The sequence below is a fragment of the Prevotella sp. P6B4 genome, assembly GCF_000619985.1.
Classification (GTDB): Bacteria; Bacteroidota; Bacteroidia; order Bacteroidales; family Bacteroidaceae; genus Prevotella.
Window position 1 is genome coordinate 207,051 of the sequence record NZ_JHVE01000004.1, and the last position, 10,465, is coordinate 217,515.

General features: G+C 47.3%; 8 protein-coding genes. 4 read left to right on the top strand and 4 right to left on the bottom strand.

The window, feature by feature from the left end; genetic code table 11:
- Nucleotide 1: 1 nt before the first annotated feature.
- Genes coaBC through panB form a run of 4 tightly spaced genes read right to left on the bottom strand, consistent with a single transcriptional unit; the run spans nucleotide 2 to nucleotide 3,284 of the window.
- Nucleotides 2-1,192: a bifunctional phosphopantothenoylcysteine decarboxylase/phosphopantothenate--cysteine ligase CoaBC gene (gene coaBC, locus T491_RS0104425; RefSeq protein ID WP_028902818.1), complete on the bottom strand. Its 1,191-nt coding sequence runs from the start codon at nucleotides 1,190-1,192 to the stop codon at nucleotides 2-4.
- Between the two features lie 21 nt (nucleotides 1,193-1,213).
- Nucleotides 1,214-1,603: an aspartate 1-decarboxylase gene (panD, locus tag T491_RS0104430; RefSeq protein ID WP_028902819.1), complete on the bottom strand. Its 390-nt coding sequence runs from the start codon at nucleotides 1,601-1,603 to the stop codon at nucleotides 1,214-1,216.
- A gap of 7 nt (nucleotides 1,604-1,610) precedes the next feature.
- Nucleotides 1,611-2,456: a pantoate--beta-alanine ligase gene (gene panC, locus T491_RS0104435; RefSeq protein ID WP_028902820.1), complete on the bottom strand. Its 846-nt coding sequence runs from the start codon at nucleotides 2,454-2,456 to the stop codon at nucleotides 1,611-1,613.
- A 3-nt stretch (nucleotides 2,457-2,459) separates the two neighbouring features.
- A complete protein-coding gene (panB, locus tag T491_RS0104440) occupies nucleotides 2,460-3,284 on the bottom strand; it encodes a 3-methyl-2-oxobutanoate hydroxymethyltransferase (protein WP_028902821.1) in 825 nt (274 codons plus the stop codon).
- A gap of 148 nt (nucleotides 3,285-3,432) precedes the next feature.
- On the opposite strand from panB, the gene dapB reads away from it, so the two are divergent.
- The 4 genes from dapB to T491_RS0104460 are packed head-to-tail and all read left to right on the top strand — an operon-like array spanning nucleotide 3,433 to nucleotide 10,081.
- Complete coding sequence (gene dapB, locus T491_RS0104445) at nucleotides 3,433-4,149, top strand: 4-hydroxy-tetrahydrodipicolinate reductase (RefSeq protein WP_028902822.1); 717 nt, start codon at nucleotides 3,433-3,435, stop codon at nucleotides 4,147-4,149.
- A gap of 12 nt (nucleotides 4,150-4,161) precedes the next feature.
- Nucleotides 4,162-5,589, top strand: coding sequence for a signal peptidase I (gene lepB, locus T491_RS0104450; protein ID WP_028902823.1), 1,428 nt, complete (start codon nucleotides 4,162-4,164; stop codon nucleotides 5,587-5,589).
- Nucleotides 5,590-5,598: 9 nt separating this feature from the next.
- Nucleotides 5,599-6,195 carry a WbqC family protein gene (locus T491_RS0104455; RefSeq protein ID WP_028902824.1) on the top strand — a complete coding sequence of 199 codons (597 nt, stop codon included), beginning with the start codon at nucleotides 5,599-5,601 and terminating at the stop codon, nucleotides 6,193-6,195.
- Nucleotides 6,196-6,226: 31 nt separating this feature from the next.
- Nucleotides 6,227-10,081 (top strand): hybrid sensor histidine kinase/response regulator transcription factor, encoded by a 3,855-nt coding sequence (locus tag T491_RS0104460; RefSeq protein ID WP_028902825.1) that lies wholly within the window; start codon nucleotides 6,227-6,229, stop codon nucleotides 10,079-10,081.
- Nucleotides 10,082-10,465: the final 384 nt, after the last annotated feature.

Consider the following 10,465-nt stretch of genomic DNA (forward strand, 5'->3'; position numbering starts at 1 on the left):
GCTACGCGAGTGTTTGAATGTAAGCTAGAATCAGGTCGGCAGTCTCTTCCTTAGAGCATAATGGCAGTTCCTTTACCTCCTGACCGCTGATGAGCGTTACCTTGTTGGTATCAACTGCAAAGCCCGTGTTGCCGCCAGCAATCGAGTTGGCGCAAATCAGGTCGGCATGCTTCTTCAGGAGTTTGGCGCGTGAGTTCTCAATCAGATTCTCCGTTTCCATCGAGAATCCAACCAAAGTCTGGTTGGCGGGCTTGTGTTCGCCCAGCCAACCAAGAATATCTTGTGTTCGTTTGAGTTCAATCTGTAGGTCGCCTTCGTGTTTCTTCACCTTCTGGTCGGCATATACGGCTGGTGTGTAGTCGGCCACTGCGCTGCACATAATCACCACATCGGCCTCGCTGCTACGTGTGGTGACAGCCTCGAACATGTCGGCAGCGCTCTTAACAGGCACCACTTCAACGCCCTCGAAAGGCTTGATGTTTACGGGGCCTGATACCAGTGTGACCTGAGCACCACGCAAACGGGCCATTTTGGCGATGGCGTAGCCCATCTTGCCTGATGAGTGGTTGGTGATATAGCGCACAGGGTCGATAGCCTCTTGTGTAGGACCTGCGGTAATGAGATAGCGCTTGCCCTTCAAGTCGTGCTCCTTGGCCATAAACGTTAGGATATGCTCTACGATCACCTCCTCAGAGTTCATCTTGCCTGTGCCTGTATCGCCACAAGCCAGCCGGCCTATGATGGGATTGATAACGTGATAGCCATAGCCCTTTAGTTTTAGCAGATTGTCCTGCAGGATGGGATTCTCCCACATGCCGGTATTCATGGCGGGCGCAATCAGTTTAGGAGCGCGTGTGGCCAGCATGGTGGTGGTAAGCATATCGTCGCAGATACCGTGAGCCAGCTTGCCAATCACATTTGCTGTACAGGGAGCCACCACAAACAAGTCGCCGCGCTTGGCCAGCGACACATGCTTCACGTCGAACGAGAAGTTGCGGTCGAAGGTATCCACGATGCACTTGTTGTTGGTCAGTGTCTCGAAAGTCATCGGCGTGATGAACTTGGTGGCGTTCTGAGTCATGATCACATGCACATCGGCATGCAACTTAACAAGCATCGAGGCCAGATTGGCGCTCTTGTAGGCAGCAATACCGCCCGTAACGCCCAGTACGATGGTCTTTCCTGTCAGCATAACACTATTGCTATTAATTTTTTATTGCTCTTTCAGCAGGCCGTGTTTCTCGTAGTTGGCCTTGCGCACCAGCTTGTTGTGCTCATCTACAAACAGCACGGTAGGCTTGTGGTTCTTGACCTCGTCGGGAGTCATAGTGGCGTAGGCCATAATGATCACCTTGTCGCCTACGTTCACGCACTTGGCAGCGGCACCGTTCAGGCAGATAATGCCCGATCCTGCCTCGCCAGCAATGGCATAGGTGGCAAAGCGACTGCCGTTGTCGATATCGGCAATCTCAACCTTCTCATACTCCAAGATGCCGCTCTCGCGCAGCAAATCAGAGTCGATGGTGATACTGCCTACATAATCCAAATCGGCTTGGGTAACCACAGCGCGATGAATCTTTGCCTTCAGTAGTGTTATATCCATGCCAAACTTAAATATTTACGATGAAGTTATCAATCAGTCGGGTCTTACCGATATACACAGCGATAGCCACCAGCACCTCGCCCTCGATACGCGCTGTGCGCTGGATATTCTCAAAGTCCACCACCTCAACGTAGTCGATACGAGCCATAGGCTCTGTCTGCAGGTTCTGGCGGATGATGTCGATCACCTTCTGAGCATCGCGCTCACCAGCCTCGATGGCCTGCTTTCCCAGCTTCAAACTCTTAGAAAGAATCAGCGCTGCCTGGCGCTCGTCAGCATTCAGGTAGGTGTTACGGCTCGACTTGGCCAGTCCGTCGTCCTCGCGAACGATAGGGCAGGGCACAATCTCCACGGGGAAGTTCAGGTCGCGCACAAAGCGCTTCACGGTAGCCAGCTGCTGGGCATCCTTCTGTCCGAAGTAAGCACGATCAGGACAAACGATGTTGAACAGCTTGCCCACCACGGTGCACACACCACGGAAGTGAACAGGGCGCACAGCACCGCAAAGCAGTTCGGTCGTCTCGGTGGTGTCGATGAATGATGTAAAGTGGCCAGGATACATCTCGGCAGGCTCGGGGTTGAAAATCAGGTTGCCACCTGCCTCTTCCACCTTCTGCATGTCGCGGTTCAAGTCGCGTGGATAAGCCTCCAGATCCTCGTTTGGACCAAACTGGATGGGGTTAACGAATACAGAAACCACCGTACGGTCGTTCTGACTGGCCGACTTGCTGATGAGGCTCTGATGACCCTCGTGCAGGAATCCCATCGTAGGCACCAGTCCTACGCTCAGGCCCTCTTTACGCCAACCAGCTACAATCTCTCTTACCTCCTTTACTGTCTTTACAACTTTCATATCTCAATATAGTTTTTCTATCACCTCTTCGTTGATAGCAAATGTTTGTTCTTTAGATGGGAATTCGCGAGTCTCAACATCGTGCTTGTACTGCTTAAAGGCCTCGAGCATCACGCTGTGCAGGTCGGCATACTTCTTCACAAACTTGGGTGTGAAACCATCGGTGTAACCCAGCATGTCCTGATAAACCAGCACCTGGCCGTCGCAACCATTACCACCGCCAATGCCGATAGTGAGCGCTCCGCTGCGCTCGGTCACCAACTTGGCCAGTTCGGCAGGCACGCACTCCAGCGTGATGGCAAAAGCGCCAGCCTCTTCCACAGCTTTGGCATCAGCCAGCAGTTTCTGAGCCTGTTCGAGCGATTTTCCCTGAACCTTATAGCCACCCAGCGCGTTAACCGACTGGGGAGTGAGCCCGATATGAGCCACCACGGGGATGCCGGCATTCACGATGGCTCTGATGCGGTCGGCATATTCGGCACCGCCCTCAAGCTTCACGGCCTGGCAGTTTGTCTCCTTCATAATGCGGCCTGCATTGCGCACAGCATCCTCTACCGATGCCTGGTACGACATAAACGGCATGTCGATAACAACCATAGCCTGCTTGGCACCACGCACCACTGCGGCGCCATGATGAATCATATCCTCAACAGTCACAGCGAGTGTATTCTCATAGCCCAGCATTACGTTGCCAAGCGAATCGCCAACCAGTATCATGTCGATTCCAGCCTCATCCATGGTGCAGGCTGTATGATAGTCGTAAGCCGTCAGCATGCTGATCGGCTGCTTTCCCTTACGTTCTAGTAAGTCAAAAATAGATTTTCTCATTTCCTGAAATAGAATTCTATACTCTCTTCGAGGGTGCAAAAGTATTACATTATTTTAATATCAGCAAATTTTTTAGTTATTTTCTGTTGAAAATGGGTATTTGTTGATTAAAAGTAGTATCTTTGCGGCGTTTTAATTCGAATTAATTATGAAAATAGCTTTGATCGGCTACGGCAAGATGGGCAAGATGATTGAACAAATTGCCCGCGACCGCGGCCATGAGATTGTAAGTATTATCGATATCGATAATCAACAGGATTTTGATTCGCCTGCATTCGCCTCAGCAGATGTGGCTATCGAGTTTACGGCTCCACAAGCTGCCTATGGCAACTATCTGAAGGCGTGGGCCAAGGGCGTAAAAGTAGTTAGTGGATCAACCGGATGGATGACTGAGCACGGAGATGAAGTTCGTAAGGCTTGTTCTGAAGAGGGAAAGACACTCTTCTGGGCATCAAATTTCTCTATCGGCGTGGCCATCTTCTCTGCTGTAAACCGTTATCTGGCCAAGATTATGAACCAATTCCCTCAGTACGATGTGGAGATGGAAGAGACTCACCATGTGCATAAGCTCGATCATCCCAGTGGAACAGCCATTACCCTGGCCGAAGAAATCGTAAATAACATCGACCGCAAGGAAGCTTGGAAAGAGGATACTACCGATGCCAAGTATCTACGCGTGGACCATATCCGTCGTGGTGAAGTGCCTGGCATTCATACCATACGTTACGATAGTGATGCCGACCTGATTACCATTACCCACGATGCACACAGCCGTAAGGGCTTTGCACTTGGAGCCGTGTTGGCCGCCGAGTACACCAAGGAACATCAGGGTTTGCTGACTATCAGCGATATGTTTAAATTCTAAGCCTTAGCAATAATGGTAAAAAAGAAAGAATTCGACCCTAAGGTACAGTGGGCCAAGTTTATTGGCGTACTGGTACTGTATCTGCTCTTCCTCTATTGGGTAGGAAGTTGGTGGGGGCTGCTGGTGATACCTTTCATCTATGACGTGTATATCACCAAGAAGATAAAATGGCAGTGGTGGAAAGAGGCTGAAAAGCCCGTGAAGTTCGTGATGTCGTGGATTGATGCCCTGGTGTTTGCACTGGTGGCCGTCTACTTCATCAATCAGTTCTTCTTCCAGAACTATGTTATTCCATCAAGTTCGTTGGAGAAGTCGTTGTTGACCGGCGATTACCTGTTTGTATCAAAGGTAAGCTACGGTCCTCGTATCCCACAGACACCATTGACCATGCCGCTTACTCAGCATACCCTGCCTGTTGTGGAGTGCAAGAGCTATATAGAGTGGCCCCACTGGGACTATCGCCGTGTAAAAGGCTTAGGCAACGTGCAGTTGAATGATATCGTTGTGTTCAACTATCCCGCTGGCGATACCATCTGTACAGCCTTGAACTATCAGACAGAGTATTACAATCTGTGCTATGGCTATGGTCTTGGCAGCTATCCAAATATGCCCAACCCCGATTCCCTTTCTGCTGAACAACGACTGAAGTTGTACAGCGAGGTCTATGAGATAGGAAAGAATGTGATTAAGCAGAATCGTCAGGAGTTTGGTGAGATTGACACCCGTCCAACTGATCGTCGGGAGAACTACGTGAAGCGTTGTGTGGGACTGCCTGGACAGACGCTGCAGATTAAGAATCATGTGGTATATTTGGATGGTAAGGCCAATAAGGAGCCCGACAACGTGCAGTACACGTATGAGTTGAAGCTGAAGCGCCATTTTACTGACGAAGAGATGGAAGAGTGGAACATCACTCGCGAGGAATTGGTATCGCTCAACAATAATGGATATATGCCACTGACTAATCGTGTGGTAGAAGCGATGAAGAAATGCAGTGATCTGGTAGAGCGCATCTCGTTCCATAATGATGTTGAGGAATGGAGCCTGTATCCGCAGAATGGTAATCTACATTGGACACGTGATAACTATGGTCCGATCTGGATTCCTAAGAAAGGTGAGAGCATCCAGCTGACACTCGACAATCTGCCCATTTATGAGCGTCCTATCCGTGCTTATGAAGGTAACGACCTGCAGGTACGTGATGGTAAAATCTACATCAATGGTCAGGAAACCAATAAGTACACCTTTAAGATGGATTATTACTGGATGATGGGTGATAACCGTCACAACTCGGCCGATTCTCGCTATTGGGGATTTGTGCCCGAGGATCATATCGTAGGTAAGCCTATCTTTATCTGGTGGTCGAGTGATCCCGATCGCAATGGCTTCTCAGGCATTCGTTGGAGTCGTATCGGCAATATTGTTGATCATATTAAGTAAGCCAGACCTATGCAGGTTTTGCTCAGTACAACCTACTTCGGCCCGGTGCAGTGGTATCAGAAACTGCATCGGGCTGACGATGTACTGATAGAACAATGGGAGAGCTTCCAAAAGCAAACCTATCGCAATCGTTGCCTGATAGCGACAACTAATGGTGTTCAGGCATTGACGGTACCTGTTGAGCGTAGTAACTCACCACTTATCAAGGACATCCGCATCAGCGATCATGGCAACTGGCGTCATCTGCACTGGATGGCTTTGCAGAGTGCTTATGGCGAATCGCCCTTCTTTGAGTATTATCAGGATGATATCCATCCGTTCTTTGAGAAACGTTGGGATTATCTTCAGGATTTCAATGAGGCTATCTGCAGCAAGATGTGTGAACTCATCGATATACGTCCGCATGTGTCGATGACGGAGAGTTATGCTCATGTTGCAGTATGCGATTATCGTGATATGATCAACCCTAAACACCCGGTACCCGATCCAGACTTTGTGGCTAAACCCTATTATCAGGTTTATGCTGCTAAGCATGGATTCCTGCCGAATCTGTCAGTCTTAGATCTGTTGTTCAATATGGGACCTGAGAGTATATTCTATTTATAACAATTGGTATGGAAACTTAAAACCAAAACTAATGAAACGTCAATTACTTCTAACTATAATCACCATTATTGCCTGGACAGTTCATGCCCAATCGCATTTCTACACCTCAGAGAAACTGTCGAGCAACCAGATTACTCAGATATGTCAGGATCAGGAAGGTTATATCTGGATTGGAACAGAGTATGGCTTGAATAAGTATGATGGTTATCGTTTTACCAATTATCTGCATGAGAGCGGTAATAAGAATACCATTAACAGCAATGTCATCTCTTATCTGTTTGAAGATGTTGACGGTACACTCTGGGTGGGAACTCAGCTGGGTCTGAACCGTTATATTCCGAATGAGAATCGTTTTGAATCTGTTGAGATGAAAGGGGCTACCAGTGTACCGAGAATTAATTCAATTGTTCAGGAAGATGCCCATCACCTGCTGGTTGGAACAGCCGGTTATGGATTGTTCCGATTGGATACACGCGATAATTCCACTAAGATGCTTGAAGGCTATGCTAAAGCGGACAACCACTACTTTAGCTACATCTATATCGATAATAAAGGCTATTTCTGGAAATCAGGACATGGTAATTCCATTATTCGGCGTTCGCCCAAAGGCAGACTCGAGGAATTCATGTCGCCTTATGGTATGGTGACAGGATTCGTTGGTTATCAGGGTGGGGTGCTGATTGTTTGTAATCACGGTTTATTATACTATCGGGATGGAAAAATGATGACCGACTTTATCGATCCAGGTGAGTTGCGTGGCAAGGATCTGCTGTTACGTACTGCTAAGTGTGATAAAAACGGGAATCTGTTTATAGGAACCATGGGTAACGGCTTGTGGTGGGTGCCTCGGGGAGAGAGCAGGATGAAGCGTTATGACCATCAGACGGCTTCGATGGACTTGAACACTGCTACCATCTGGGCTCTGTTTCAGGATAAGCAGGAAAACCTATGGGTGGGCTGTCAGAATCGTGGCCTGTTGCTGATTCCTCAGCAGCAGTCGCCTTTCCGTTCGTGGCGGTTTGTTGATCAGCATATTAGCACGGGTGGTTCGCTGACGTCTATTTGTGCAGGCGATAATGGCATGACCTGGTGTGCTGTCCAGAATAATGGTGTTTTTGGCTTTGATGCACAGGGGCGTATCGTTGCTCATCCTCAATCGCCAGAAGGTACCTATCTGATTTATCGCGATGGATTGGGACAATATTGGATCGGTACCAATGCGGGACTCTATGCCTATAATCCTTATACCGGACAGTCACAGTTGAAGTCGTCATTCAAGAGTGGTTTTGTTAATACCATTACCGACGATGGCAAGGGAAGGCTGTTTTTCTCTGTCTATTCTTTAGGTTTCTTCCTGCTTGATACGAACACTGGTGAGCAGAGGCATTTTAGTATGTATGACGGTGACGGTCCGAAGGGGCGCTTACACAACGACTGGATAAAAAAGTTGATGATGGATAGCAGGGGTAAGCTCTGGATATGTACCTCTTCAGGCATCAACTGTTACGATCCGATGGAAGACAGCTTCCGTTCAAACGGTTGGGAGGTTCTCCTCGACTATAATTCTGTGGAATCGGTTTGTGAAACAAGTAACCATCAGTTGCTTTTTGGGACGAATACGGGACTCTATATCTACGACGAAAAAGAGAAACAGACTAAACCCTTCACTGCCGAAAAGTGTATGAGCGATAAGGTGGTTGTTGGTATCGTTGAGGATTTTTTGGGAGACCTGTGGATCAGTACCACAATGGGACTATGGCAGTACAAGACTGCCGATCGTCAGTTCGTGGGCTATCTGTATGGCAATGGTCTGGCCAGTCGCGAATACGTGGGTGGTGTGAATATGCGTACTATCGATGGCAGAATCTGGTTCGGATTCAGCGACGGTATCACATCTTTTCGTCCAGAAGCACTTAAGCGGGTTCATTCTGATATCGGACAAGTACATCTCACTGGCATCTATGTAGGTGGTGTGGCACGTCCAAGCAGTAAACATATTGAACTCGATTTCATCGATAATACTTTCTCTTTAGAGTTTTCGTCGTTAAACTTTGCCAATGCTGAAAACGTTATCTATGAATACCGCTTAAACGGCACACATGACTGGGGACAGACGGATGCCGGCCGCAATACGGTGTCGTTTACGCATATGCAGCCTGGTTCATATATCCTTGAAGTCAGGGCATACGATAACGGTATCTATACAGATGTTGAGGTGTATCATATCATTGTGCATGCCCCTTGGTATCGTTCTTCATGGGCGTACCTTATTTATATATTAGGTGTTATAGGATTACTCGGAGCATTAGTATGGAACTATCTACGCCGTCGTAGACAAGAACTGGATGAGGAGAAAATGAAGTTCCTGATTAATGCTACTCATGATATCCGCTCACCGCTAACACTGATTATGAGTCCGCTACATAAGTTGATGAAGCGCGATTTCGATCCAGATGTGAAGAACGATCTGAAAACGATTGAGCATAATGCCCAGCGTGTACAGAACTTGGTGACTCAGATACTCGACATTCGTAAACTGGACAAACAGCAGATGACGCTGCAATGTCAGGAGACGGATATGGTGCAGTATGTTGGCAATCTGTTGAAATCGTATGAGTACACTGCCAAGGAACGTGATATCACCTTCCGCTATACACCCACACTTGATAAACTCAATGTGTGGTTCGACCGTAAGGCCATTGATAAGGTAATTGATAATCTGCTGTCTAATGCCTTCAAGTATACTTTTGACAGAGGAGAGATTGAGGTGCGTGTATCTGAAGAGCATGGAACAACTGCTGTACTGCAAGTGATAGATAATGGTATGGGTATCAAAGGCGACCCTACCAAACTGTTCGACAGATTCTATCAGGGTGACAGCTCTCGAAGTATGCATATAGAAGGCACTGGCATTGGACTGAATCTCTGTAAGATGATGGTGGAGATGCATCATGGCACTATTGAGGCTGCTGCTCGCATTGACGATCAAGGAAGTGTCTTTACAGTACGTTTACCATTAGGCTACGAGCATCTGAAGAAAGAAGAGATGCTGATAGTTGAAGAGACAGAAAAAACAACCCGACAGAGAGCACAAACCAATTATCGGGTCATGATTGTCGACGATGATGAAGAGATTGGTAACTATATCTCTCAAGAACTTGGTGCTTATTATCATATCACACCTGTTACCAGTGGCCGCGATGCACTCCGAATACTGTTAGGTGTTGAAACAGAAAGGCAGTTCGATCTGGTTGTAAGCGATGTCATGATGCCAGAGATGGATGGCTTTACGCTTTTGCGTTTGATTAAGACCAATATGAATATCAATCATATCCCTGTTGTCATGCTCACCTCGAAGGCTGCCGTAGCCAATCGTTTGGAAGGTTTGGAGAAAGGAGCTGATGCATTCTTGGCTAAACCATTCGATATGGAAGAACTTCACATGGTGATAAACAACCTGATTAGTAAAAATCTCCGATTAAAAGGTAAATACTCAGGTTCCCAGCAGCAGAAGGATAAGGTGGAAGAGGTACAGGTGAAAGGAAACGACGAGGTGCTGATGGAACGTATCATGAAGGTGGTGAATGAACATTTGGACGATAGCGATTTCAGTGTCGAGATGTTGAGTAGAGAGGTTGGCGTCAGTCGTGCTCAGCTACACCGTAAAATGAAGGAGATGACAGGATTGTCGGTTAGCGAGTTTGTCAGAAACATCCGTTTAGAGCAAGCTGCGCGTCTCTTGGAGGAGCAGAAAATCAACGTTACACAAGTGGCCTACACCGTAGGATTCAGTAATCTGGCTCACTTTTCAACGGTATTCCGCAAACAGTTTGGTCTTTCGCCCACTGAGTATATGGAGCAAAAAGGGCCTAAAAATCAAGGTTGATACAAAAATGAAATGAAACGAAACATACGTTAAAGCCCCTAAAAAAGAATCTGCCTATCTTTGGAGGGCACTGAAAAAGCCCTCCATTTGAGGGGGCAACCTTGATTTTTATTAAAAGCAGATTGCATATAGCCGTTACATACGGATTGGCAATCTGCTTTTTTCAATTTTCAGTTTGTGGTCAGTAATACCCCCAGATGAGGTTTATACGGCTTCTTAAAGAGCTTTTTTTGAGAAATATATTCTTTGCTCAGATTAGTTTGAGGATTCTCTTGATATTTGCGGCAAAAATGGTGATAGCTCCTTGCATTTGCATGGAGTACAGGCCATATGATTCTGCCCTGTTGTAGCCATAGACGTGCTTCAGCTCTGCATTTTTTGCCT

Bases quoted from the DNA above. Each gene is read 5' to 3' on its own strand.
- coaBC (WP_028902818.1), bottom strand. From the start codon at position 1,192: ATGCTGACAGGAAAGACCATCGTACTGGGCGTTACGGGCGGTATTGCT.
- panD (WP_028902819.1), bottom strand. From the start codon at position 1,603: ATGGATATAACACTACTGAAGGCAAAGATTCATCGCGCTGTGGTTACC.
- panC (WP_028902820.1), bottom strand. From the start codon at position 2,456: ATGAAAGTTGTAAAGACAGTAAAGGAGGTAAGAGAGATTGTAGCTGGT.
- panB (WP_028902821.1), bottom strand. From the start codon at position 3,284: ATGAGAAAATCTATTTTTGACTTACTAGAACGTAAGGGAAAGCAGCCG.
- dapB (WP_028902822.1), top strand. From the start codon at position 3,433: ATGAAAATAGCTTTGATCGGCTACGGCAAGATGGGCAAGATGATTGAA.
- lepB (WP_028902823.1), top strand. From the start codon at position 4,162: ATGGTAAAAAAGAAAGAATTCGACCCTAAGGTACAGTGGGCCAAGTTT.
- T491_RS0104455 (WP_028902824.1), top strand. From the start codon at position 5,599: ATGCAGGTTTTGCTCAGTACAACCTACTTCGGCCCGGTGCAGTGGTAT.
- T491_RS0104460 (WP_028902825.1), top strand. From the start codon at position 6,227: ATGAAACGTCAATTACTTCTAACTATAATCACCATTATTGCCTGGACA.